We start from the raw sequence: 25,339 nt of genomic DNA, 5'->3' as shown, positions 1-25,339 counted from the left end.
CGAGGGAGCTTGCTCCCGCTCGACTGCGTAGCAGTCGCATTTAACGATAACGCGGTCTTTCTGAATGACCGTGGTGTCTGGTTTTGGGGTTGCTACGCAACCCAGCGGGAGCAAGCTCCCTCGCCACAGTTATCAGCATTCCAAGCCAAATATCTGCACTAACAAAAACGCCGCGATCCTCTCGCGGCGTTTTTGTGTGTGCTGCCTTAGCCCAGGTTCTTGCCGAGCAGCGCGTGATACAGCTCGCTGTCGCCGAGAATCCCGACCACCTTGTTGTTGTCGTGCAGTACCAGCTTGTTGCCGGTCTGATAACGAATCTGCAGCGCATCGCGCATGCCGATGTTCGAATCCACCAGGGTGGGTCGACGACCCAGCCCTTCTACCGCCTGACCCGGCACCCAGTTCTGCAGATCCAGCGCTGAACCATTCTGGCGTGCGCCCTTGATGGTGTTGCCTTCGGCCAGGTCCAGCCACGAATCGCCGCCCGGATCGAGGCAGACCGAACCGTTGATGCGTTTGCAGTTGTCGAGGGTGCGCATCAGGCTGCGACCGCACAACACGTTCAGCGGGTTGGTGTGCGCGACAAAGGTCCGCACGTAATCGTCCGCCGGGTTCAACACGATTTCTTCTGGCTTGCTGTACTGAATGATCCGACCGTCTTTCATGATCGCGATGCGGCTGCCAAGCTTCAGGGCTTCATCGAGGTCGTGGCTCACGAACACGATGGTTTTGCTGAGCTTGCGTTGCAGTTCCAGCAGTTCGTCTTGCAGGCCCTGGCGGATCAGCGGGTCGAGGGCCGAGAAGGGTTCGTCCATCAACAGAATGTCGGCGTCCATCGCCAGCGCGCGGGCCAAACCAACACGCTGCTGCATGCCGCCGGAGAGCTCGTCCGGCTTCTTGTTGCGCCACTGGGTCAGACCCACCAGCTCAAGCTTTTCGTCCACCAGTTTGCGCCGTTCTTTCTCGGGGCGGCCCTGCATTTCCAGACCGAAGCTGATGTTCTCGCGCACCGTCAGCCAAGGCATCAGGGCGAACTTCTGGAACACCATCGCGATACGCTTGGTGCGCATCATTTTCAGTTCTGCCGGAGTACAGGACGCGATGTCGATCTGCTTGCCTTCGTGCTCGACAAACAACTTGCCACGGCTGACGGTGTTGAGGCCGTTGATGCAGCGCAGCAGGCTCGATTTGCCGGAGCCGGACAGGCCCATCAGCACGCAGATTTCACCTTTATCGATATCCAGGCTGGCCTTTTCAACACCGACGATCTGGCCGGTCTTTTTCAGGATCTGGTCGCGGGTCATGCCTTGGTCGAGGAGCTTGAGCGCCTCGCGCGGATCTTTGGAGAAGATTACGTCGACGTCTTCGAAGCGAATAATGCTCATGCGTCACCCCCTGCTTTAGCGTCGGGTTGTTTGCAGATACGGTCGAGCATGATCGCCAGCAATACGATCGCCAGGCCGGCTTCGAAGCCCAGGGCGATATCAGCAGTGTTCAGTGCGTTGACCACGGGTTTGCCCAGGCCGTCGGCGCCCACCAGTGCCGCGATCACCACCATCGACAACGACAGCATGATGCACTGGGTGATACCGGCCGCGATGCTTGGCATGGCGTGGGGCAATTCAATCCGTGAGAGCAATTGACGACGCGAGCAGCCGAAGGCTTTGCCAGCGTCCATCAGTTCCTGAGGAACATCGCGAATGCCCAGGTAAGTCAGGCGGATAGGCGCGGCAATCGCGAACACTACCGTTGAAATCAGACCCGGGACCACACCCAGACCGAAGAGGGTCAGGGTAGGAATGAGGTAAACGAAGGTCGGTACGGTCTGCATCAGATCGAGTACCGGACGCATCACGGTGTAGAACATCGGCTTGTGCGCGGCGACGATGCCCAGCGGCACGCCGATGACCACGCAGACCAGGGTGGCGAACAACACCTGGGCGAGGGTTTCCATGGTTTCCTGCCAGTACCCCAGATTGAGGATCAGCAGAAAGGAGGCAATGACGAAAACGGTCAGCCCCCACTTTCGTTGAATGAAATGTGCCAGTAGCGCGATGAGGCCGATCAATGCCAGCGGGTTGAACCAGGTCAGCGCAAAAGTCACGCCGTGGATCATCGTTTCCAGTGACACGGCGATTGCGTCGAAGGTGTTGGCGCCGTGTTGCGTCAACCATTCAACGAAGCCCGCAATGTACTGGCCTAGAGGTATTTTCTGATCAATCAGCATGGTAGTGAACGTCCGCATGCAAGGAAATAAACAGCCCGGGCGAGCGAACCCGCCCGGCGTAAGCGATTACTGCGCGAGCTTGGCTTTCACGGCCTCCAGGCCTGGTTTACCGTCAATGGTGGTCACGCCAGCGAGCCAGGTATCGAGGACCTGTGGGTTCTTTTTCAGCCAGGCCTTGGCGGCCGCTTCAGGCTTCATTTTGTCGTCCAGGATGTTGCCCATCAGTGAGCTTTCCATGTCGACGGTGAATTCCAGGTTTTTCAGCAACTGGCCCACGTTGCTGCACTCCTGGACGTACCCCTTGCGGGTATTGGTTGCCACGGTGGCTGCACCGAAGTCAGGGCCGAAGAAGTCGTCACCACCGGTCAGGTACTGAATCTTGAAACGCTTGTTCATCGGATGCGGCGCCCAGCCGAGGAATACGACGGCGGTGTCGCGTTTCTGCGCGCGGTCGACTTGCGACAACATGCCCGCTTCGCTGGATTCGACCATCTTGAATCCGGCGTCCTTCAAGCCGAAGGCGTTCTTGTCGATCATACTCTGGATCAGACGGTTGCCGTCGTTACCCGGTTCGATGCCGTAGATCTTGCCGTCGAGTTCTTTCTTGAATTTGGCGATGTCGGCGAAGTCATGCAGCCCTTTGTCGTACAGCGCCTGCGGCACGGCGAGGGTGTACTTGGCGCCGGTGAGGTTGGTGCGCACGACATCCACGGTGCCGGCATCGCGGTAGGCCTTGATGTCGTTTTCCATGGTCGGCATCCAGTTACCGAGGAAAATGTCCATGTTCTTGCCATCGGCCAGGGACTTGTAGGTCACCGGAACGGAAATCATGGTGGTTTTGGTCTTGTAGCCCAGGGCATCGAGCACGACGCTGGTGGTGGCGGTTGTCGCGGTAATGTCGGTCCAGCCGACATCGGAGAAGTTTACGGTACTGCACTGAGCGGGTTCTGCGGCTTGAGCCAGTAACGGCAGACTCAGCATGGCGGCCAACAACAACGACGGGGAACCTTTCATGGATGGACTCCTTGGTGTTTTTTTTGGCAGTGTTCCGACTGGACCACCGCACTTATAGGTTGCGGTTGGATGGCGTTTTGGAGACAGCTCTACCAGGGCGCCTTGCAATCGAGTCGATACGATCATGTACCAGTGAAAATCTGACGCCTACAGGGTGCGTCGTAACCAGTACAGGGATGGTCGCATCCAGTGTCGGTGACGTCGTTTACAGATTTTTTCAGCCCCTTTTCCCCCTCTGCATCGCCAAAAAATGGCGAAAACATGGCGTAAAACGCACACGGCGTTGGTGGGCATGAGTGCGTCGGTGTGAGACGTCGAACGACACCGCAAAAGCCTGATGATGCGGCCATCTCGGCGGATTGCAGCTTGAGCGTAGCAGCTCCGTCACCGGGCGCTTCTGCGTCTGGAGTAGGCACATCCAGGAGTTCGGCAGTAATGGCTATCAGCGTTTTCGACCTGTTCAAAATCGGCATCGGTCCTTCCAGTTCGCACACCGTGGGGCCGATGCGCGCCGCGGCGCTGTTCGTGCAAGGTTTGCGTGAACAGGGTCTTTTGGAACAAGTGCGGCGCGTCGAAGTTCAGCTTTATGGCTCGTTGTCCGCCACCGGTATCGGCCACGGCAGCGACAACGCGGTGATCATGGGCCTGATGGGCGAGTGGCCGGACGCGATCGATCCGTCGCAAATCGGCATTCGCATTGAAACCCTGCGCGAAACCCACACGCTGCTACTCGATGGCCGTTTGTCGGTGCCGTTCATCTGGGGCCGGGACATGCGCCTGATCGACGAAAACCTGCCGTTCCACCCCAACGCCATGACCCTGATCGTCGAAGGCGATGACGGCGAGCTGCACCGCGACACCTACTATTCCATCGGCGGCGGATTTGTCGTTGATGAAGCCCAGGCATCCAGCGGTGTGGTGGATCTGGATCGCACCGAGTTGCCGTACGATTTCTCCAGCGCCGTCGAACTGCTCAGCCTCTGCAAGCAGCACAACTTGCGTGTTGCCGAATTGATGATGGCCAACGAGAAGGTCTGGCGCAGCGAAGAAGAAATCCGCGCCGGGCTGATGAAACTCTGGCGGGCGATGCAGGATTGCGTCGAGCAGGGCCTCAAGCACGAAGGCATCCTGCCCGGTGGCCTGAACGTGCGCCGCCGTGCAGCCAAATTGCACCGTAGCCTGCAGGAGTTGAACAAGCCCAACGTGATCGGCTCGACCTTGAGCGCTATGGAGTGGGTCAACCTGTTCGCCCTGGCGGTCAACGAAGAAAACGCCGCCGGCGGGCGCATGGTCACGGCGCCGACCAACGGCGCGGCGGGGATCATTCCGGCGGTGTTGCACTACTTTATGAAGTTCAGCGAGGCGGTGACCGACGCCAACGTGGTCGACTATTTCCTCAGTGCCGCCGCGGTAGGGATTCTGTGCAAGAAGAACGCTTCGATTTCCGGTGCGGAAGTCGGTTGCCAGGGCGAAGTCGGTTCGGCTTGCGCCATGGCGGCTGCGGGGCTGGCGGAGATCCTTGGCGCCACGCCGGAGCAGTTGTGCAATGCGGCGGAAATCGGCCTGGAGCATAACCTCGGCCTGACCTGCGATCCGGTCGGCGGACTGGTGCAGGTGCCGTGCATCGAGCGCAATGCGATTGCTGCGGTGAAAGCGATCAACGCGGCACAGATGGCGTTACGCGGCGATGGTCAGCACTTTATTTCGCTGGACCGGGTGATCCGCACCATGCGTGATACCGGGGCGGATATGCATGACAAATATAAAGAGACATCGCGGGGTGGGTTGGCGGTGAGTGCGGTGGAGTGCTGAAACCGCGTCGACCCTGTGGCGAGGGAGCTTGCTCCCGCTCGGCTGCGCAGCAGTCGCAAGACCGGCGACTGCGGTGTACCTGAAAGAATGCGGTCGCAGGGTTTGGGGCTGCTGACGCAGCCCATCGGGAGCAAGCTCCCTCGCCACAGGACGGTTTCTGCCACAGCAGACCAGTCAAAACTGCGCGCTAAGTGAACACAGGAATTGAAACGCGCCACGTTTTGGCGCGTCGCTTACAGATAAGCCACGTGTATCAAGCCAGGGATCCAAACCGGCCCTGACCGTTCGTCTCTCGTGCTTGCGGTGACACTCTTTCCAGGGGCGCCGCAGCCCTGTTCCCACAAGTGCTACCGATCTGCTCACACGCAACGGAGCAGAGCGCTTGCTGCCCTTCCTGATACGTATAACCCCTACTCGCGACGCGGCTTATATAGACACGCCGCGACGTCGTTTTCAGGAGTTATTGAACGCGCATTCAATTTTAGGCATGGCAATTGCTCTGTCATTACAAAGCCCGTCTCCCATGCGAGAACGATGGCAATAACAAGAGCCTCCGCCTGAGGCCATCACCCGCTTTGTGTGAGGAGATACCGCGATGACGACGTTCAACTCCGGGGCTCAACCCCAGAACCGTGCGCCTCAATCCATCGGCTTTCTGCTGCTGGACAATTTCACGCTGATTTCTCTGGCCTCCGCCGTAGAGCCCCTGCGTATGGCCAACCAATTGTCCGGTCGCGAGCTGTATCGCTGGACCACGCTCACCGTCGACGGCGGTCAGGTCTGGGCCAGTGACGGTCTGCAGATCACCCCCGACGCCTCGATGCACAAAGCACCCTCCATGGACACCATCATTGTCTGCGGCGGTATCGGCATTCAGCGCACCGTAACCCGCGAGCACGTGTCGTGGCTGCAAAGCCAGGCGCGTCAGTCCAAGCGCCTCGGTGCGGTTTGTACCGGCAGCTGGGCCCTGGCCTGTGCCGGCCTGCTGGACGGTTTTGATTGCAGCGTGCACTGGGAATGCCTGGCCGCTATGCAGGAAGCCTTCCCGCGCGTGGCCATGAGCACCCGTTTGTTCACCCTCGACCGTAACCGTTTCACCAGCTCCGGCGGCACCGCGCCGCTGGACATGATGCTGCACCTGATCAGTCGCGATCACGGTCGTGAACTGTCGGCTGCGATCTCGGAAATGTTCGTCTACGAGCGCATCCGTAACGAACAGGATCACCAGCGCGTGCCACTCAAGCACATGCTCGGTACCAACCAGCCGAAGTTGCAGGAAATCGTTGCGCTGATGGAAGCCAACCTTGAAGAGCCGATCGACCTCGACGAACTGGCGGTGTACGTCGCCGTGTCCCGTCGACAACTCGAGCGGTTGTTCCAGAAATACCTGCATTGCTCGCCGTCGCGTTACTACCTGAAACTGCGATTGATCCGCGCCCGGCAATTGCTCAAGCAAACGCCGATGTCGATCATCGAAGTGGCGTCAGTATGCGGCTTCGTGTCCACGCCGCACTTCTCCAAGTGCTACCGCGAATACTTCGGCATTCCGCCGCGTGACGAACGCGTAGGCTCCAACACCACGCAACAAGTGGCGATGATGCCGCTGCCGCAAGCATTGGTGCTGTCGCCTTTGTCCGGGCCGTTGTCGGCGCTGAGTCAGGCGCGCAATGAGTCGACGTTTGCCAGCGTAAGGCTCTAAACCGAGGCGCCTTTGGAAAAAGATCGCAGCCTTCGGCAGCTCCTGCAAAGATCGGTGTAGGAGCTGCCGAAGGCTGCGATCGTTTGATCTTTTATCAGGCGCTACGGCTTTGCTGGTACTCCGCCAATGCCGGCAACAATTGCTTGTCGATGGCCTGGCGCACCGCCGGCAGGATGGTCGCGCTGCTGGTATACATCTGCTTGACCATAGTCCGCAGTGTCATCGCCCGCTCATCATTCAAGCCCCGCACCGCACACTCGCAAGCCTGCTCGGCCGTGGAGCCGTTCGGTACTTGAAAACCCAACGATTTCAGTTGGCCCAACAGGTCTTCCTGGTCAATCAAATCGGCGTGCATCATGACGCAATCCTTCTTCAGGGAACGGTGTCGTGGTTCGATTCTCGTAGGGGTACGGGGTGGCGGCAAGGACGATTTGTCGCAATGGCCGCTATACCTATGAACAGGTCGTTTTCGGCTAACTTGCGAGAGGGGAGAGTGGGCACACTGGATTCAGCTGGCTTCACGACGGTTTGGTCACCCTCGCGCAACGGCTCCTCAACAGTACCTTCTACCCCGATCCTGTCACGGCTTGATCGGGGTTTTTTTTGTCTGTGAATACGGGGTTTTTGTGTTGTATGGGCGGACGCCATCGCGGGCAAGCCACGCTCCCACAGAATCGGGGGGGCACCACCGGTTTGGCGAACGCCGCGCAACCTCTGGGAGCGTGGCGTGCCCGCGATGAACGATGACGCGGTTTAACGCTGTAACACGAGGATTCGCGAGAGCAACTCATCCCGATCGACATAGCACCCCTGAAAATGCCGGGCGCCGCTGGCGGGGTCGAAGGCGTTGCGTGCGTGAAGGGTGCGGCGGTTATCAAAGCACCACATCTCCCCCGGATTAAGCCGTGTCATCACCCGGAATCGCGCCTCGCGAGTCATCGCAATGAAGCGCCGGTAAGCGCGATACAACCTGGGCATCTCATCCACCGATGCATCAAACGGCCCACGCAAAAAGTTCGCCATACGGATTTCCGACACCTGCCCCAACGCATCCAGCGCGATGATCGGCGCGAGGCAGCGGTAGTCGCTATGACGGTCCTTGTTGCGAAACTCCACAGGGATTTCACACAAGGCCTTGAACGACTCGGGATCTTCCTCGCGCAACGCGTGGGCAATTGCAAAACCGTCGACAAAAATACTCTCGCCCCCGTCCGCGTCATTGACCAGGCAATGCAGGAATTGCAGGCCCGGTTGCAACTCCCGGGTCGGCAGGTCGCTGTGCAACGGCAGATTGAAAGCGGTGTAGGCATTGCTGTCGGCATCGGCCTTGGATTGCACGTTGAACAGCACGCCGAAATTGCTCTCCCGGATGAAGGAAATCCGCTGGGCAATCAGCTTCAGCGAGCCCGGTTCGGTGGGCACGCCGCGCACTTGAGTCAGTCCGGTATCGCGCACCGCTAAAAGCCACTGCAACAGCGCATCGTTATCGTTCATCAACGCCTGGTAGTCGAACACTGGCAGTTGAAAGTCGCTTTTCCACAGCCTGGATTTCGGCTTGCCGGCCCGGCGTTCGGCGCGGGATTCGTCGTCATAGGCGTGGGCCCGCAACCAGCCTGGATCAAAGCGACTCTGGTGGCCGTCCTGCCAATCGACACGCAGGCAACCTTCAGCATCGACACGCGCATTTGCCGCCGTCAGGTCTTCAGCCACATCGACGATTTCCAGTACCTGCTCGCGGGTCACGGTGTAGACGCATTGCGGACACGGGCAGTTGTCCCGCAGCCATTGATGATGAAAGGGGCTGACACGGGTATCCGCCCATGTCACAAGAATGCGATCCGCCAAGGCCTGCACGCCACTCAGCGCGCTGATCAACGGATAAGTACGAAAGTCGGCAAACGCAGCGGCGGTGTTCATGGTGATCTCCTTGTTATTTTTTTGTAGGTAGAGCGATCACTCGGCCAATGCAGGCAGGGGCAGGCAGGTCGGTTTGTTCGGCAACGATGGCTTGCAGCTTGTCCAGCGTTGCTTCGCTGAACGGCGCGGAACGCGGTCCTGCGAGGTCGACGTGCAGCAGCATTTGTTCGTTGCCCGCCAGTTCCTTGTCATCGCCGACCAGATGCAGGCTGTGATAGAGGTGCAGGCGTTTGCTGTCGTGAGCAATGATCTGGGTGTGCACTTCAACGTTGGCGCCGAGCTTCACTTCGTGCAGGTAGTTGAGGTGCAGTTCGAGGGTAAACAGCGAGCTGCCGCTGGCTTCGCGGTTGTCGCTGTCCATGCCCAGACGGTCCATCAGTGCGTCGGTGGCGTAGCTGAAAATCAGCAGGTAGAAGGCGTCGCGCAGGTGGCCGTTGTAGTCGACCCAGTCGGGGATGATTGTGGTGCTGTAAGTCGTAAGCGCGGGCATGGGATCAGGTCCTGAAGTAATAAGAACCTGTAGGAGCCAGCAAGCCGGCTCCTACAGAGAGCGGTGGTTAGTCGGCGAAGGCCATCCCATGCTTCTCTTTGGTGGTTTTCACTGCTTCCAGCACCGCCAGCAAGCAATCATCACGATAGCGCTCCAGCGCGGAAATGCTGTGCTTGCCCAACTGATCACTGGTGCCGTCCACCACATCGTCGATCAACTTGTCGGTCAGTTCCGGTGCTGGCAGGTACGTCCACGGCAATTGCAACGCCGGCCCGAACTGCGCCATGAAGTGCCGCATGCCGGCATCGCCTCCGGCCAGGGTGTAAGTCAAAAAGGTGCCCATGAACGACCAGCGCAGACCCGCGCCAAAACGGATCGCGTCGTCGATTTCACCGGTGGTCGCCACACCGTCGTTGACCAGGTGCAGCGCCTCGCGCCACAGTGCTTCGAGCAAACGGTCGGCGATGAATCCTGGCACTTCCTTGCGCACATGGAGCGGACGCATGCCCAAGGATTCGTAGACTTTCATGGCGGCTTGAACGGCTTCCGGGGCAGTGTTCCTGCCGCCGACCACTTCCACCAGGGGCAACAGATAAACCGGGTTGAACGGGTGGCCGACCACGCAGCGTTCGGGGTGGGTCGAGCTCTCGTAGAACTCGCTCGGCAACAGGCCCGAAGTGCTGGAGCCGATCAAGGCATCGGGCTTGGCCGCCGCGCTGATTTTGCTGTGCAGTTCCAGTTTCAGATCGAGGCGTTCCGGGGCGCTTTCCTGAATGAAATCGGCATCGCGAACACACTCTTCGATGGTCGCGACAAAGCGCAGGCGATCTTGCGAAGCACCGGGTGCCAGGCCTTGTTTCTCCAGCGCGCCCCAGGCATTGGCGACGCGTTTGCGCAGGGCGGCTTCGGCACCGGGCGCCGGGTCCCAGGCCACCACGTCGAGGCCGTGGGCGAGAGCGCGGGAGACCCAGCCGCTGCCGATGACACCGCTGCCCAGGGCGGCGAAGGTTTTGATTTCGGTGATAAAAGTCATGGCGATTACCTGAATTTGGCTCGGAAAAAACTGTGTGAGCGAGCCTGCTCGCGATGGCGGTATTCCTGTCGCAGATGATGTTTCGGTTTTACCGACGTCATCGCGAGCAGGTTCGCTCACACAGGGGGAAAGGTGTCGGGATCAACCGCGCTTGGTCAGGCCCATTTTTGCCCGGCCTTCCGCCGGCGTCAGAACCCGGGCGCCGAGGCGACTGAGGATTTCCGAGGCGCGTTCGACCAGTTGGCCGTTGGTTGCCAGCACACCCTTGTCCAGCCAGATGTTGTCTTCCAGACCGACCCGCACGTTGCCGCCCAGCAGCACCGCTTGCGCCGCCATCGGCATCTGCATGCGACCGATGCCGAAACCGGCCCACACGGCATTTGCCGGCAGGTTGTCGACCATGGCTTTCATGGTGGTGGTATCCGCCGGCGCGCCCCACGGGATGCCCAGGCAGAGCTGGAACAGCGGGTCGTCGAGCAGGCCTTCCTTGATCAACTGTTTGGCGAACCACAGGTGACCGGTGTCGAAAATTTCCAGCTCGGCCTTCACGCCCAGCTCTTGAATGCGTTTGGCGCCAGCACGCAGCTGCGCCGGGGTGGACACGTAAATGGTGTCGCCGTCGCCGAAGTTCAGGGTGCCGCAATCGAGGGTGCAGATTTCCGGCAGCAGTTCTTCGACGTGGGCCAGACGGGTCAGCGGGCCGACCAGGTCGGTGTTCGGACCGAACTCCATCGGGTTCTCGCCGGCGCCGATTTCCAGGTCGCCGCCCATGCCGGCGGTGAGGTTGACGATGATGTCGACGTCGGCCTCGCGGATGCGCTCCATCACTTCGCGGTACAGCGCCACGTCACGGCTGAACTTGCCGGTTTCCGGGTTGCGCACGTGGCAGTGGACGACCGTGGCGCCCGCTTTTGCTGCTTCTACGGCGGCGGCGGCGATTTGTTTCGGGGTGACCGGCACGTGTGGGCTTTTGCTGGTCGTGTCGCCAGCACCGGTGAGTGCGCAGGTGATGATGACGTCGTGGTTCATGAGGCGGATTCCTTGCAGGCGTGATGATTCCGTTCGCAGCCCCGTAGGGCTGCGAGTCGGTGGTTCAATCGGGGTTTATTTGCTGGTCAGTTTCAAATTGTCAGCCGCCGGTTTGCCATCGAAGGTGGTCACACCTTCCAGCCAGCGTTGTTTGTCTTGCGGGTGATCTTTCAGCCATTGCTTCGCTGATTCGAAGGCGTCCTTGTGATCCAGCAGCGGCTGCATCATCCGGCTCTCGTCTTCGGCGGTGTAGGTCAGGTTGCTGAGCAACTTGCCGATGTTCGGGCACTGCTGCGCGTAGTTCGGCGAGGTGACGGTCCAGACCGTGGCCATGCCCTCGTTCGGGCCCAGCGCGTCGTCGCTGCCGGTGAGGTAAGTCATCTGCACGTTGACGTTCATCGGGTGCGGCGCCCAGCCGAAGAACACCACGGCTTCTTTGCGGCGTACGGCGCGGTCCACCGCGGCGAGCATGCCGGCCTCGCTGGACTCGACCAACTGGAACTTGCCGAGGCCAAACTGGTTCTTGGCGATCATCGCCTTGATCTGGGTGTTGGCGCCCGAACCGGGCTCGATGCCGTAGATTTTGCCGCCCAGTTCTTTTACGAACTTGGCGATGTCGGCAAAAGTCTTCAGGCCCTTGTCGGCGAGATAAGTCGGTACGGCGAGAGTGGCGCGGGCGTCTTTCAGGCTTGGCGCTTCAAGCACCTTGACCTGATTGGCGTCGACGAACGGCGTGATGGTCTGGGTCATCAGCGGGTTCCAGTAGCCCAGGAACAGGTCCAAGCGCTGGTCGCGGATCCCGGCGAAAATGATTTGCTGGGACGCGCTGGTTTGTTTGGTGTTGTAGCCGAGGCCATCGAGCAGGACCTGAGTCATGGCACTGGTGGCGATCACGTCGGTCCAGTTCACCACGCCCATGCGGACGTTCTGGCAAGAAGCGGGTTCGGCGGCCATGACGCTGGCGCTCAGGAAAGCGGTACCGCTGAGTGCAAGAACACAGCTGCTGATCAGTCGTTTCATCTCAGGTTTCCTCGGCAGTTCGTTATTGTGGGTCCGGTCGTCTTTGTGCGCCGGTGATGCCAAGTTACGCAGCTTGAGGCCCGTCAAAGCGCACTGCGGCGACCAGCTCTTGCACTGCGGCGACCTGTGCTCTTGAATGCCGCGCGCAAGTGGCGTATCAACATCACACGCCAGCCGCCAACCGAGTGCGCTCCATGTCCCAGGATTTCTACTTCTTGTTGATGCCGGGTTTCTCGGCCATCGGCTTTATCTCGGCCATCGAGCCGCTGCGGGTCGCCAATCGCTTTCGCGGCGAGCTGTATCGCTGGCATGTGCTGAGCGCAGACGGCGGGGCGGTGCTGGCCAGTAACGGCATGTCGGTCAACGCCGATGCGGCACTAGAGCCGCTGAAGAAAGGTGCGACGCTGTTGGTGGTCGCCGGCTTCGAACCGCTGAAATTCGCCACCCCGGCACTGGAGCACTGGCTGCGCCGACTGGACAACGAAGGCGTGACCCTCGGCGCCATCGACACCGGCAGTTTCGTCCTTGCCGAAGCCGGCCTGCTCGACGGTCATCGCCTGACCCTGCACTGGGAAGCCATCGACGCCTTCAAGGAGTCTTATCCACAGCTCAGCGTCACCCAGGAGCTGTTCGAGATTGACCGTCGGCGCATCACCTCCGCCGGTGGCACCGCGTCCATCGACCTGATGCTCGACCTCATCGCCCAGGCCCACGGCCCGGAACTGGCGATCCAGGTCAGCGAACAATTCGTACTCGGCCGTATCCGCCCGCGCAAAGACCACCAACGCATGGAAGTCGCCACGCGGTATGGCATCAGCAACAAGAAGCTCGTTCACGTTATTGGCGAGATGGAACAGCACAGTGAGCCGCCGCTGACCACGCTGGAGCTTGCGGAATCTATCAAAGTGACGCGGCGGCAGCTGGAGCGGTTGTTTCGACTGCACCTGAACGACACACCGAGCAATTTCTACCTGCGGTTGCGACTGGAGAAGGCGCGGCAGTTGTTGCGGCAGACGGACATGAGCGTGCTGGAGGTGAGTATCGCGTGCGGGTTTGAATCACCGTCGTATTTCACCCGCAGTTATCGGGCGCGGTTTGCGCGTTGCCCCCGGGAAGACCGGCGTACTGCCAACGCCTGATGCAGGTACACAGAACCAATGTGGGAGCCAGCCTGCTAACGATGGCGGTGTGTCAGGCAACAATGTTGTTGACTGCTACTCCCTCATCGCCAGCAGGCTGGCTCCCACAGGTGATTTGTGTGGCCAGAAAAAACGCTTACTTCTTCAGCAGCGCCGAACACGCCGCCTTATAAGCCTCATGCTGATACTTGTTCAACGTCCCCGGCAGCTCAAAATCAAACTTCTTGTTCTGCGCATTGATCGTCTGCGGTGACAAGAGCGTCACCTCGCAGTTCTCCAGCAACTGAAAAATGCCCTCGATCTTGAACGTGGTCGGCCCACCGGCGAATTCACCTTTCTTGCTGCGCTTCTTGATCGCGATCCGGTCAATGGCGTTCTCGCGAACAAACGACGCCACTTGAGCGGCAAAGACCTTGACGTTGGCGGCCTCGTCGTCATCGTCGAGGGCGATTTTCTTGGTGTTGAGCGCGACGTGGCTTAGCACCTGATCGTCGAGAGAGGCCACGGCGATGATTGCTTCGCTGCCTTTGATTTCGATGCCGCAGATGTTCATTTCGATCCCTTTACTGGCTGAAGTAAGCAGCTTTACCGCTCTGGTTGGCCGGAGTTTGCATCACTCCTGCCCAATCGACTCCAAAAACTCCGACCGCTCATCACTCATCCGCGCCACGCAGTCATTCTGCGCAATCGTAAACGCCTTGCTGCCACTGGTCGCCGGAAACGCTTCAACCGCGCAATCCGCGTCCCGGGTCTTCAGCCATTGTTGCTGGGCAGCCTTGATTTTGGCGGTGATGTCGGCCAGTTGCGTCGGGCTCTTGCCATAGAGCGTTTGCATGCGCTCGGTCAGGCTTTGGTAGTTGTCCTTGAGCAGGTCTTCGGCGGTGGTTCGGCTGTAGACCGAGCATTCCAGGGTCTGGACGTCGTTTTCGACTGCATCGCAGGGGTTGGTGTCGGACTCTTCAGCCGCCTGTACGCCGGTCGCTATCAGTGCCAAAGCCAGGAAGATCGATTTCATTGCGTCGCCCTAAATCCAGTAAGCATCCAGTAATACGCCGAATTCTGGCCCAAGCGGACGGCATTGAACAGCCAGGTGATAAGCGCCGATATCGACCCTTTGTCGCAGATTGACGCTTTCGGCAAACCCCCTGTCGTTTTTGCACCCGGCTGCACCGGTCCTCAGGCATATGCTGGCCCCAAAGCGCCGGCACACGATTCGGCGCACGAATCGCTAATAGGGGACAGCCTGATGAGCCCAGCCGAATTGCACGCCGACAGCATCGTTATCGACGGGCTGATTATTGCCAAGTGGAACCGCGAGCTGTTTGAAGACATGCGCAAGGGCGGTCTGACCGCGGCCAACTGCACCGTGTCGGTGTGGGAGGGCTTTCAGGCCACCGTCAACAACATCGCCGCCAGTCAGAAGCTGATCCGCGAGAACAGCGACCTGGTGATTCCGGTGCGCACCACCGCCGACATCCGCAAGGCCAAGGAGCAGGGCAAGACCGGCATCCTGTTCGGTTTCCAGAATGCTCACGCGTTTGAAGACCAGATCGGCTACGTCGAGGTGTTCAAGCAGCTGGGCGTCGGTATCGTGCAGATGTGCTACAACACCCAGAACCTGGTCGGCACCGGTTGCTACGAGCGCGATGGCGGCCTGTCGGGCTTCGGTCGTGAAATCGTTGCCGAGATGAACCGCGTTGGCGTCATGTGCGACCTGTCCCACGTCGGTTCGAAGACTTCCGAAGAAGTGATCCTCGAATCCAAGAAGCCGGTCTGCTACTCCCATTGCCTGCCGTCGGGCCTGAAAATTCACCCGCGCAACAAATCCGATGAAGAGCTGAAGTTCATCGCCGATCACGGCGGTTTCGTCGGTGTGACCATGTTCGCGCCGTTCCTGGCCAAGGGCATCGATTCGACCATCGACGATTATGCCGAAGCCATCGAATACACCATGAACATCGTTGGCGAAGACGCCATCGGTATCGGCACCGACTTTACCCAGGGCCATGGCCAGGACTTCTTCGAATACCTGACCCATGACAAGGGCTACGCCCGCCGTCTGACCAGCTTCGGCAAGATCATCAACCCGCTGGGCATCCGCACCGTGGGCGAGTTCCCGAACCTGACCGAAACCCTGCTCAAGCGCGGCCACTCCGAGCGCGTGGTCCGCAAGATCATGGGCGAGAACTGGGTCAACGTCCTCAAGGACGTCTGGGGCGAGTAAGCCACAGCACCTCTGAATCCTTTCCCCCGGCCGCCCGTGCCGGGGGCAACACCCAAATTTTTCTGGAGTTAAGTTTCCATGGCCAAGATCGCCCCGCAATTGCCAATCGAAGTCGACAGCGAAACCGGTGTCTGGACTTCCGACGCCCTGCCAATGCTGTACGTACCGCGTCACTTCTTCGTGAATAACCACATGGGCATCGAGGAAGTGCTGGGCGCCGAAGCCTATGCCGAGATTCTGTACAAGGCCGGCTACAAATCCGCCTGGCACTGGTGTGAAAAAGAAGCTGAATGCCACGGCCTGGAAGGCGTCGCGGTGTTCGAGCACTACATGAAGCGTCTGTCGCAACGCGGCTGGGGCCTGTTCAAGATCCAGGACATCGACCTCGACAAAGGCACCGCCAGCGTCAAGCTTGAACACTCGGCATTCGTCTACGTGTACGGCAAGGTCGGGCGCAAGGTCGACTACATGTTCACCGGCTGGTTTGCCGGTGCCATGGACCAGATTCTGCAGGCCCGCGGCAGCAAGATTCGTACGGTTGCCGAGCAAGTCTACGGTGGCTCCGAAGAAGGCCACGACGACGGTTTGTTCACCGTCAAGCCGTTGTAAGTCGAGGACCCCGCCATGGCTTTCGAAGCAATGTTCCAGCCGATCCAGATCGGCAAACTGACCATCCGCAACCGCGTGCTCAGCACTGCGCACGCCGAGGTCTACGCGACCGACGGCGGCATGACCACCGACCGGTACGTCAAGTATTACGAAGAGAAAGCCAAGGGCGGGATCGGCCTGGCGATTTGCGGCGGTTCCTCCAGCGTGGCCATCGACAGCCCGCAAGGCTGGTGGAAGTCGGTCAACCTGGCCGACGACCGGATCATCCCGCACTTCCAGAACCTGGCCGATGCCATGCACAAGCATGGCGCCAAGATCATGATCCAGATTACCCACATGGGCCGTCGCTCGCGCTGGGACGGCGAGCACTGGCCAACCCTGCTGTCGCCGTCGGGTATCCGTGAACCGGTGCACCGCGCGACCTGCAAAACCATCGAGCCGGAAGAAATCTGGCGGGTGATCGGCAACTATGCCAGCGCCGCCGCGCGGGCCAAGGCCGGTGGCCTGGATGGCGTCGAGCTGTCCGCCGTGCACCAGCACATGATCGACCAGTTCTGGAGCCCGCGGGTCAACAAACGCACCGACGAATGGGGCGGCAGCTTCGAGAACCGCATGCGTTTCGGCCTGGAAGTGATCAAGGCTGTGCGGGCTGAAGTCGGCCCGGATTTCTGTGTCGGCATCCGTCTGTGCGGTGATGAATTCCACCCGGACGGCTTGTCCCACGAGGACATGAAGCAGATCGCCAAGTACTACGACGACACCGGCATGATCGACTTCATCGGCGTGGTGGGTTCGGGTTGTGACACCCACAACACCCTGGCCAACGTTATTCCGAACATGAGTTATCCACCGGAGCCATTCCTGCACCTGGCCGCCGGTATCAAGGAAGTGGTGAAGGCCCCGGTTCTGCATGCGCAGAACATCAAGGACCCGAACCAGGCGACCCGTATTCTGGAAGGCGGCTACGTGGACATGGTCGGCATGACCCGCGCCCACATCGCCGACCCGCACCTGATCGCCAAGATCAAGATGGGCCAGGTTGACCAGATCAAGCAATGCGTCGGCGCCAACTACTGCATCGACCGTCAGTACCAGGGCCTGGACGTGTTGTGCATCCAGAACGCCGCGACCTCCCGTGAATACATGGGCGTGCCACACATCATCGAGAAATCGACCGGTGTGAAGCGCAAAGTCGTGGTGGTCGGTGCCGGCCCTGCCGGGATGGAAGCGGCTCGCGTGTCTGCCGAACGTGGCCACGACGTGACCCTGTTCGAGAAGAAAGAATTTATCGGCGGGCAGATCACCACCGCCTCGAAAGCCCCGCAACGGGACCAGATCGCCGGTATCACGCGCTGGTTCCAACTGGAGCTGGCGCGTCTGAAAGTCGACCTGCGCCTGGGCGTGGCCGCCGATGCGGCAACCATTCTCGACCTGCGCCCGGATGTAGTGGTGCTCGCCGTTGGCGGTCATCCATTCCTGGAGCAGAACGAACACTGGGGCGCGGCCGAAGGCCTGGTGGTCAGCAGTTGGGACATCCTTGACGGCAAAGTGGCGCCGGGCAAGAACGTGCTGGTCTACGACACCATTTGCGAGTTCACCGGGATGTCGACCGCCGACTTCCTCGCCGACAAGGGCTGCCAGGTCGAGATCGTCACCGACGACATCAAGCCGGGCGTAGCGATTGGCGGTACCTCGTTCCCGACGTACTACCGCAGCATGTACCCGAAAGAAGTGATCATGACCGGGGACATGATGCTGGAGAAGGTCTACCGCGAAGGCGACAAGCTGGTGGCGGTGCTGGAAAACGAATACACCGGCGCCAAAGAGGAGCGGGTGGTGGACCAGGTGGTCGTCGAAAACGGCGTGCGTCCGGACGAAGAAATCTACTACGCCATGAAGGAAGGCTCGCGCAACAAAGGCCAGATGGACATCGAAGCCCTGTTCGCGATCAAGCCGCAACCTTCGCTGAGCCAGGCGGGCGACGGCTACTTGCTGTTCCGCATCGGTGACTGCGTGGCGCAGCGCAACACCCACGCGGCGATCTACGACGCGCTGCGGTTGTGCAAGGATTTCTAACGGATAACCACCATCACCTGTGGCGAGGGAGCTTGCTCCCGCTGGGCTGCGAAGCGGCCCCAAAACCGGCAGTCGAGGTGTATCAGATGGATACCTGCGGCTGTTTTGGGAGCGCTTCGCGCTCCAGCGGGAGCAAGCTCCCTCGCCACAAGTAGTGCGTCGCTCTTACCGGCACGCACACGACCCTGCGGTCTTTGGGAGCTCCACCATGTTGAACACCCTTCTTCCAATCCTGTTGTTCGCTGCCCTGGGCCTTGCGGTTCTGGGCGCGTTGCGGCGGGTGGCTATGTGGCGCCGGGGCCGGGCTTCGAAAGTCGACCTGATCGGCGGCCTGTTCGCCATGCCCAAGCGCTACATGGTCGACTTGCACCACGTCGTCGCGCGGGACAAATACATCGCCAACACCCATGTCGCTACGGCCGGCGGTGCGGTGGCGTCCGCTGTACTCGCGATTCTGGTGCACGGTTTCGGCCTGCATAACCGCTTCCTCGGTTATGCGCTGTTGCTGATGACGGCGGTGATGTTCGTCGGCGCGATCTTTGTGTACCTGCGTCGGCGCAACCCACCGGCCCGCCTGTCAAAAGGCCCGTGGATGCGTTTGCCGAAAAGCTTGCTGGCGTTTTCGGCGTCGTTCTTTCTGGTGACCCTGCCGGTGGCAGGCATCCTGCCGGAAAACTTTGGTGGCTGGATCCTGGCCGTGATCCTCGGGATCGGCGTGCTCTGGGGTGTCTCGGAATTGTTCTTCGGCATGACCTGGGGCGGGCCGATGAAGCACGCCTTCGCCGGTGCTTTGCACCTGGCCTGGCACCGTCGCGCCGAACGTTTTGGCGGTGGTCGTTCCACCGGTCTGAAGCCGCTGGACCTCAGCGATCCAAGTGCACCGCTGGGTGTGGAAAAACCCAAGGATTTCACCTGGAACCAACTGCTCGGTTTCGACGCCTGCGTGCAATGCGGCAAGTGCGAAGCCGCCTGCCCGGCGTTCGCCGCCGGCCAGCCGTTGAACCCGAAAAAGCTGATTCAAGATATGGTAGTCGGCCTCGCCGGTGGCACCGATGCCAAGTTCGCCGGCAGCCCTTATCCGGGCAAGGCGATTGGTGAGCACGCCGGCAATCCGCATCAACCGATCGTCAACGGTCTGGTGGACGCCGAAACCCTGTGGTCCTGCACCACCTGCCGTGCCTGCGTCGAGGAATGCCCGATGATGATCGAGCACGTCGATGCCATCGTCGACATGCGCCGCCATCTGACACTGGAAAAAGGCGCGACCCCGAACAAGGGCGCCGAAGTCCTGGAAAACCTGATCGCCACCGACAACCCCGGCGGTTTCGCACCGGGCGGGCGGATGAACTGGGCAGCGGACCTGAACCTCACTCTGATGAGCGAGAAGAAATTCGTCGACGTGCTGTTCTGGGTCGGCGACGGCGCTTTCGACATGCGCAACCAGCGCACTCTGCGCGCTTTTGTCAAAGTGCTGAAAGCGGCCAAAGTCGACTTCGCCGTGCTCGGTCTTGAAGAGCGCGACAGCGGTGACGTGGCCCGCCGACTGGGCGACGAAGCAACCTTCCAGTTGTTGGCCAAGCGCAACATCCAGACCCTGGCCAAGTACAGCTTCAACCGCATCGTCACCTGCGACCCGCACAGCTTCCATGTGCTGAAAAACGAATACGGCGCTTTCGACGGCAACTACCTCGTTCAGCATCACAGCACCTACATGGCCGAGATCATCGGCGCTGGCGCCCTGAGTCTTGGCCAGCACAAAGGCAGCAGCGTGACCTATCACGACCCGTGCTACCTCGGTCGCTACAACGGCGAATACGAGGCGCCGCGTGAAGTGCTGCGCGCCCTCGGGATCGAAGTCAAAGAGATGCAACGCTCCGGTTTCCGCTCGCGCTGCTGTGGCGGTGGTGGCGGCGCGCCGATCACCGACATTCCGGGCAAGCAACGGATCCCCGACATGCGCATGGAAGACATCCGCGAAACCGGCGCCGAACTGGTGGCCGTGGGTTGTCCACAGTGCACCGCGATGCTCGAGGGCGTGGTCGAACCGCGTCCGTTGATCAAGGACATCGCCGAACTGGTGGCGGACGCGCTGCTCGAAGACGCAGCCCCAAGCAAACCGTCCACACCGGCCCAACGTGAACCTGCGGAGGCCCACTGATGAGCGACATTATCCGCCGTGACCCCCGCGCCGAATGGATTGCCCGTAACCGCCTGCACCCGCTGCACGCGGCCATGCAACCGGCGCAACACAGCTGGATGGGGCCGAATGGCGTCATCCGCAAAAATCCCCATGGCATGGGTTTCATCGGCCCGAACGGCATTAAACGGATCGACCGCAGCGGCGCTCAGCAGGGCGGGGCGACCAAACGCTCGGCCGCCGTTGAAGTGCAATTGCCGCTGCATCAGGTCCCTGCCCCGGCGTTCTACATCAGCGTGGTGCCGGACATGGTCGGCGGCCGCTTGAGCAGCCACGACCGCGACTTGCTCGGTCTGGCCCATCAATTGGCCGGCAAGGACGGCGCGGTATTGGCCGTGGTCTTCGGCGAACACAAGGAAAGCGCTTTCACCACTGCCGGCGTCGATCGCCTGCTGGTTCTCGAAGGCGACGAATTCAGCGGTTATGCACCGGAACAACGAATCCAGGGCCTGCGGGCTGTGGATAACCAGTTCAGCCCGCGTCACTGGCTGCTGCCGGACAGCCGCAGCGGTGGCGGCGAACTGGGTCGGCGCTTTGCCGCTGCATTGGGCGAACGCCCGGCCACAAGGGTCTGGCAGGTCAAGGATCAGGAATGCATCGGTCGCGCCGGTGCGGGTCTGCAAGACCTTGCACGTCCGATTGCACGCTTGATTCTAGCTGCCGTCGAATGTGCCGAACCCGTGAGCGAAACCCGACACGAAGCCTTGCCGGTGGAGTTATCCACAACCGTGGCGCGCAGTCTGTCGCGGATCGAGGATCTGGGCGCAGTGGCAGTGGACCCGGCGGCGATTCCGATGGCCGAAGCCGAGTTCATCTTCTCCGGCGGCAACGGCGTCAAGGACTGGGGACTTTTCCACAGGACCGCCGAAGCGCTCGGCGCCACCGAAGGCGCGTCCCGGGTGGCAGTGGACGACGGCTTTATGGCCCGTGACCGGCAGGTCGGGGCGTCGGGCACCTGGGTCACGGCTCGGGTGTACGTGGCGGTAGGGATCTCCGGGGCGATCCAGCACCTGCAAGGCATCGGTGCCTGCGACAAGGTGGTGGCGATCAATCTCGACCCTGGCTGCGACATGATCAAACGGGCCGACCTGTCGGTGATCGGCGAAAGCGCCGAGATTCTTCAAGCCTTGATCGCGGCGGTAGAGGCTTACCGCAACGAAGCCAAGCGCGATGCGGCTTAAGGGAAGGAAAGGGTTATGAGCACGAAAATCATCAGCCTGGTGTCCATCGGCGCCCACCCGACTTCCGGCCGGCCACGTCGCGCGGAGCAGGATGCGCGGGCCGTGGAACTGGGTCTGCAACTGGCTGGGGATAACCTGCAAGTGCTGCATGCCGGCGACGTCGCGGAACCGGCGTTGCGCGCTTATCTGGGCATGGGCCTGGAGCAGTTGCATGTACTGGAACAACCTCAGGGCGCCGATGCATTGCCGGCGTTGACCGCCTATCTGCGCGATGCCGGTGCGCAAGTCGTGCTGACCGGCAGCCAGGCAGAAACCGGTGAAGGCTCGGGCATGCTGCCGTTCCTGCTGGCGGAGAGCCTCGGCTGGCCGCTGGTGGTCGGGCTGGCTCAGGTGGAATCCATCGATGGCAGTACGGCGCTGGTGCTGCAAGCCTTGCCCCGTGGTCAGCGTCGTCGTTTGAAGGTCCGTCTGCCGTTTCTCGCGACAGTGGATAACGCCGCGCCGAAGCCTCGGCAGAGCGCCTACGGCCCGGCTCGGCGCGGGGTGTTGCAGGCGGATGAAGTCGAAGTGATCGACGATGACCTGCTGGCGGTCGCCACGTTGCAACCTGCCAAACCGCGGCCTAAACGCTTGAAAGTGATCAAGGCCAAAAGCGGCGCAGACCGGATGAAAGCCGCGACGGCCAAGGCCAGTGGCGGCGGCGGACAAGTGCTTAAAGGCGTGACTGCGCAAGCGGGTGCCGAGGCGATTCTCAAGTTATTGATCGAAGAAGGCGTGGTTCGCTGACTCACAACCACCACACATCAAATGTGGGAGCGAGCAAGCCCGCTCCCACAAGGAACAACAATGACCGTTGAATTCCGCTCGGCTCAGCGCACTGATGCGCGAGAGATTGCTCGTCTGTTCCAGATTTCGTCAGAGGGTGCTGCGGATTACATCTGGAGCCAGCTGGCAGAGCCCGACCAGGATCTATTGGACGTGGGCGCCAGTCGTTATGCCCGCGACGATGTCGATTTTTCTTATCAGAACTGCCTCATTGCCGAAGCGGACGGGCAGGTCATCGGCATGATGCACAGCTACACGATGCGCCACGATCCCCTGGCCGAACCCACCACCGACCCGGTGCTGGCGCCGTATGCCGACATGGAAATCCCCGATACGCTCTACATCTCCAGCCTGGCGCTGCACGAAGGCTGGCGCAATCAGGGGCTGGGCAAGCAGTTTCTCGCCCATGCTCACGAGCGCGCCCGCCAGTTGGGCCTCAAGGGGTTGAGCCTGATCGACTACGCCGTCAACACCGGCGCCCGTCGGTTCTACGAGCGCCATGGCTTTCGAATCGTCGATACCTGCCAGATCACCCCTCACCCGATGATTCGGGTGACCGGTGAGGCCTACCTCATGCAGTGGCCCTAGTGGGACTGGACCGCCAAGCGACGCTGGCGATCCTGTCCTGTTTCAACAGGTTGAGATGACGTTACCCACAATCCCTGTTAGCGGTTCTGTGGATAACATGTTCGCCCATCGCTGCACGCCATGAAAACAAAGCCCTGCAAGCCTTCGTACAAAAAACAACCAGTCTAACTTTCGGTTTTTTCGGGCTTTTTCCCGAGGATAAGTTTATGCGGGCGGCAATACTTGCCCCCAATCTCTGTTGGCGCTTCTGTGGATAAGATGTTCGCTGTCCGCTACAGGCCATATAAAACGGGCCTGTCAGGCGTCTGATTAAAAAACAACCGAATAGCCGATTTACGCGGATAAACCTTTCGCAAACCCCGATTTATCGCGGCTTTCGAAGGTTTTCCACAGACTCGCCAAAGTTGCCCCCAAAGTCTGTTGGCGCTTCTGTGGATAAGGTGTTCGCCATCCTCTGTGAGCCTTTAAAACCGTGGCCTGCAAGAATCAGATCAAAAAACAACCAATCGTTGCTGAAAACCCTGCTTCTGGATAAGTCACGGATTTTCTTCAGTTTCCGTGACGAATATGGGGGCGATAAACCGAGTTGTCCCCATTTGCTGTGGGTGGACGTGTGGATAACTTGTTGGCTAACCGCTACAGCCCCCTATCCGCAGCAGCTCTAAAGCAATTGGTCGAAATTTGAACAATAAAAAACCGCGAAACATGTTCGCGGTTTTTTTGTCCCGGGGATCGGTCAGCCCTGAACCGGAACCCCTTTGAGGTAAGGCGCAGGTTCCGCGCCCAGGTTGTTCAGCAACCGCTCGCTGTACCAGTCCACAAAGTTCACCACGCCAAACTCATAAGTCTTCGAGTAAGGCCCAGGCTGGTACGCGGTGGAGTTGATCCCGCGCTGGTTCTCTTCAGCCAGGCGACGGTCCTGGTCGTTGGTCGCATCCCAGACCTGGCGCATGCGCTCCACGTCGTAGTCCACGCCTTCAACGGCATCCTTGTGGACGATCCACTTGGTGGTGACCATGGTTTCCTGCGCGCTGATCGGCCACACCGTGAAGACAATGATGTGGTCGCCCATGCAGTGGTTCCACGAGTGCGGCAGGTGCAGGATGCGCATCGAGCCCAGGTCCGGGTTCTTGATGCGGCCCATGAGTTTGGCACAGCCCTGTTTGCCATCCATGGTCATCGACACGGTGCCCTTGAGCAGCGGCATGCGCACGATGCGGTTACGCAGGCCGAAGCTGGCGTGGGCGTAAGGAATCTTCTCGGCTTCCCAGGCAGCGGCGGAGGCAGCGACGTGGTCCTTGAACGCCTGGTCGGCGCGCGGGTCGGTGACGTCGTCCCATTCCAGCAGGGTTTTCAGCAGTTCCGGGTGCGACGCGTTGCAGTGGTAGCACTCGCGGTTGTTTTCCAGGACCAGTTTCCAGTTGGCCTTTTCCATCAAGGTGGTTTGCACCGCCACCTTGGTGTTCTCCATGTCGTACGGTTCCATGTAATGGTTCAGCGTCGACAGGAAGTCATCGATGGCCGGCGGGTTCTCCGACAGGCTGATGAAAATGTAGCCGCCGGCGGTCTTCACGTTCACCGGTTTGAGGCCGTACTGCTTCATGTCGAAATCGGCGCCCATTTCGGTGCCGGCGAACAGCAGGCGGCCGTCCAGCTCGTACGTCCACTGGTGGTAGTGGCAGACCAGCTTGGCGACCTTGCCCTTTTCACTGGTGCACAGCCGCGAACCGCGGTGACGGCAGACGTTGTGGAACGCATGCACCACGCCTTCGGCGCCGCGAATCACGATGATCGGGTTCTTGCCGACCTGCAGGGTCAGGTAGTTGCCCTTGGTCGGGATTTCGCAGGTCATGCCGGCAATCAACCACTCTTTCTGGAAGATTTCCTGCATGTCGATATCAAACAGCCGCTCGTCAGAGTAAAACGGCTGCGGCAGCGAGAAAGTACGCTCGCGCTCTTGCAGCATCTGCGCAGTGGCCTTGCGTGCGGGTTCCAGTGGATCGCCCAGGCTCAGGGTAGTGGTGACGTCCATCATTTAATCCTCAAGGCCATTCTGTGTGGCCGGCGAAAGTGGCTAATCAGGTTTGCTACGCAAGGGTGTAAAGAGTGTGTCTTGGTATGGGGCGAGTGTGGGGCCGGCGCTACCCAGAACCTTATCCATGGGCGACATGGCCCAATCTGTTCCCGACGCGCAACCCTCGGTAGTTGGGGGCTGGTCGCGATAAGTATGTGAATGTCGCAGATAGGTAAATGGGTGGT

At 60.3% G+C, this 25,339-nt stretch carries 22 protein-coding genes; 10 read left to right on the top strand and 12 right to left on the bottom strand.

Annotated elements, in window-relative coordinates; translation table 11 throughout:
* Positions 1–206: 206 nt before the first annotated feature.
* The 3 genes from choV to ACM1ZW_RS06585 all read right to left on the bottom strand — a co-directional run bounded on the left by choV (position 207) and on the right by ACM1ZW_RS06585 (position 3,241).
* Entirely contained in the window at positions 207–1,385 is a 1,179-nt protein-coding gene (choV, locus tag ACM1ZW_RS06595; RefSeq protein ID WP_017341208.1) for a choline ABC transporter ATP-binding protein, read from the bottom strand.
* On the bottom strand, positions 1,382–2,227 hold the full coding sequence (gene choW, locus ACM1ZW_RS06590; protein WP_017341207.1) for a choline ABC transporter permease subunit: 846 nt from the start codon (positions 2,225–2,227) through the stop codon (positions 1,382–1,384). Before choW ends, choV begins: the two co-directional genes overlap by 4 nt.
* Before the next feature lie 66 nt (positions 2,228–2,293).
* Positions 2,294–3,241 carry a choline ABC transporter substrate-binding protein gene (locus ACM1ZW_RS06585; RefSeq protein ID WP_017341206.1) on the bottom strand — a complete coding sequence of 316 codons (948 nt, stop codon included), beginning with the start codon at positions 3,239–3,241 and terminating at the stop codon, positions 2,294–2,296.
* A 435-nt stretch (positions 3,242–3,676) separates the two neighbouring features.
* Here ACM1ZW_RS06585 and ACM1ZW_RS06580 point away from each other — a divergent pair, with 435 nt between their 5' ends.
* Positions 3,677–5,053: an L-serine ammonia-lyase gene (locus ACM1ZW_RS06580; protein ID WP_017341205.1), complete on the top strand. Its 1,377-nt coding sequence runs from the start codon at positions 3,677–3,679 to the stop codon at positions 5,051–5,053.
* 595 nt (positions 5,054–5,648) lie between these two features.
* Entirely contained in the window at positions 5,649–6,752 is a 1,104-nt protein-coding gene (locus ACM1ZW_RS06575; RefSeq protein WP_017341204.1) for a GlxA family transcriptional regulator, read from the top strand.
* 94 nt (positions 6,753–6,846) lie between these two features.
* On the opposite strand, the gene ACM1ZW_RS06570 is transcribed toward ACM1ZW_RS06575, so the two are convergent.
* The 6 genes from ACM1ZW_RS06570 to choX all read right to left on the bottom strand — a co-directional run bounded on the left by ACM1ZW_RS06570 (position 6,847) and on the right by choX (position 12,241).
* Positions 6,847–7,110 carry a hypothetical protein gene (locus tag ACM1ZW_RS06570; protein WP_017341203.1) on the bottom strand — a complete coding sequence of 88 codons (264 nt, stop codon included), beginning with the start codon at positions 7,108–7,110 and terminating at the stop codon, positions 6,847–6,849.
* Between the two features lie 395 nt (positions 7,111–7,505).
* The gene (locus ACM1ZW_RS06565) at positions 7,506–8,669 is read right to left on the bottom strand and encodes a gamma-butyrobetaine dioxygenase (RefSeq protein WP_414883087.1); all 1,164 of its coding nucleotides are present in this window, start codon (positions 8,667–8,669) and stop codon (positions 7,506–7,508) included.
* A 13-nt stretch (positions 8,670–8,682) separates the two neighbouring features.
* Positions 8,683–9,159 (bottom strand): thioesterase family protein, encoded by a 477-nt coding sequence (locus ACM1ZW_RS06560; RefSeq protein ID WP_416740336.1) that lies wholly within the window; start codon positions 9,157–9,159, stop codon positions 8,683–8,685.
* A 67-nt stretch (positions 9,160–9,226) separates the two neighbouring features.
* A complete protein-coding gene (locus ACM1ZW_RS06555) occupies positions 9,227–10,192 on the bottom strand; it encodes an L-carnitine dehydrogenase (protein ID WP_017341200.1) in 966 nt (321 codons plus the stop codon).
* A gap of 141 nt (positions 10,193–10,333) precedes the next feature.
* The gene (locus tag ACM1ZW_RS06550) at positions 10,334–11,221 is read right to left on the bottom strand and encodes a 3-keto-5-aminohexanoate cleavage protein (RefSeq protein ID WP_017341199.1); all 888 of its coding nucleotides are present in this window, start codon (positions 11,219–11,221) and stop codon (positions 10,334–10,336) included.
* A 75-nt stretch (positions 11,222–11,296) separates the two neighbouring features.
* Positions 11,297–12,241 (bottom strand): choline ABC transporter substrate-binding protein, encoded by a 945-nt coding sequence (gene choX, locus ACM1ZW_RS06545; protein ID WP_416740335.1) that lies wholly within the window; start codon positions 12,239–12,241, stop codon positions 11,297–11,299.
* Between the two features lie 194 nt (positions 12,242–12,435).
* Here choX and ACM1ZW_RS06540 point away from each other — a divergent pair, with 194 nt between their 5' ends.
* Positions 12,436–13,380, top strand: a complete 945-nt coding sequence (locus ACM1ZW_RS06540; RefSeq protein ID WP_416740334.1) for a GlxA family transcriptional regulator — start codon at positions 12,436–12,438, stop codon at positions 13,378–13,380.
* 136 nt (positions 13,381–13,516) lie between these two features.
* Here the strand turns inward: ACM1ZW_RS06540 and ACM1ZW_RS06535 are convergent, their stop codons facing one another.
* Positions 13,517–13,933 (bottom strand): DUF3010 family protein, encoded by a 417-nt coding sequence (locus ACM1ZW_RS06535; RefSeq protein ID WP_414883091.1) that lies wholly within the window; start codon positions 13,931–13,933, stop codon positions 13,517–13,519.
* A gap of 60 nt (positions 13,934–13,993) precedes the next feature.
* Complete coding sequence (locus ACM1ZW_RS06530; RefSeq protein ID WP_017341195.1) at positions 13,994–14,395, bottom strand: lysozyme inhibitor LprI family protein; 402 nt, start codon at positions 14,393–14,395, stop codon at positions 13,994–13,996.
* A gap of 231 nt (positions 14,396–14,626) precedes the next feature.
* On the opposite strand from ACM1ZW_RS06530, the gene ACM1ZW_RS06525 reads away from it, so the two are divergent.
* From ACM1ZW_RS06525 to ACM1ZW_RS06495, 7 genes are all read left to right on the top strand, one after another.
* Positions 14,627–15,604, top strand: coding sequence for a dipeptidase (locus ACM1ZW_RS06525; protein ID WP_008033250.1), 978 nt, complete (start codon positions 14,627–14,629; stop codon positions 15,602–15,604).
* A gap of 78 nt (positions 15,605–15,682) precedes the next feature.
* On the top strand, positions 15,683–16,213 hold the full coding sequence (locus tag ACM1ZW_RS06520; protein WP_007947752.1) for a DUF5943 domain-containing protein: 531 nt from the start codon (positions 15,683–15,685) through the stop codon (positions 16,211–16,213).
* A 15-nt stretch (positions 16,214–16,228) separates the two neighbouring features.
* Positions 16,229–18,289: a dimethylglycine demethylation protein DgcA gene (gene dgcA, locus ACM1ZW_RS06515; protein WP_017341193.1), complete on the top strand. Its 2,061-nt coding sequence runs from the start codon at positions 16,229–16,231 to the stop codon at positions 18,287–18,289.
* A 208-nt stretch (positions 18,290–18,497) separates the two neighbouring features.
* Positions 18,498–20,447 carry a dimethylglycine demethylation protein DgcB gene (dgcB, locus tag ACM1ZW_RS06510; RefSeq protein ID WP_416740333.1) on the top strand — a complete coding sequence of 650 codons (1,950 nt, stop codon included), beginning with the start codon at positions 18,498–18,500 and terminating at the stop codon, positions 20,445–20,447.
* On the top strand, positions 20,447–21,667 hold the full coding sequence (locus ACM1ZW_RS06505; protein WP_416740332.1) for an electron transfer flavoprotein subunit alpha/FixB family protein: 1,221 nt from the start codon (positions 20,447–20,449) through the stop codon (positions 21,665–21,667). Before dgcB ends, ACM1ZW_RS06505 begins: the two co-directional genes overlap by 1 nt.
* Before the next feature lie 15 nt (positions 21,668–21,682).
* On the top strand, positions 21,683–22,453 hold the full coding sequence (locus tag ACM1ZW_RS06500; RefSeq protein ID WP_017341190.1) for an electron transfer flavoprotein subunit beta: 771 nt from the start codon (positions 21,683–21,685) through the stop codon (positions 22,451–22,453).
* Between the two features lie 60 nt (positions 22,454–22,513).
* Positions 22,514–23,080 (top strand): GNAT family N-acetyltransferase, encoded by a 567-nt coding sequence (locus tag ACM1ZW_RS06495; protein WP_414883092.1) that lies wholly within the window; start codon positions 22,514–22,516, stop codon positions 23,078–23,080.
* A gap of 736 nt (positions 23,081–23,816) precedes the next feature.
* Here ACM1ZW_RS06495 and gbcA read toward each other — a convergent pair.
* Entirely contained in the window at positions 23,817–25,112 is a 1,296-nt protein-coding gene (gene gbcA, locus ACM1ZW_RS06490) for a glycine-betaine demethylase subunit GbcA (protein WP_031319164.1), read from the bottom strand.
* Positions 25,113–25,339 lie beyond the last annotated feature (227 nt).

It is taken from the genome of Pseudomonas sp. NFX71, from assembly GCF_048079215.1.
Taxonomy (GTDB): domain Bacteria; phylum Pseudomonadota; class Gammaproteobacteria; order Pseudomonadales; family Pseudomonadaceae; genus Aquipseudomonas; species Aquipseudomonas fluorescens_B.
Note: the sequence above shows the minus strand (reverse complement) of the source record. Positions and strands in the feature narration are given on the sequence as shown.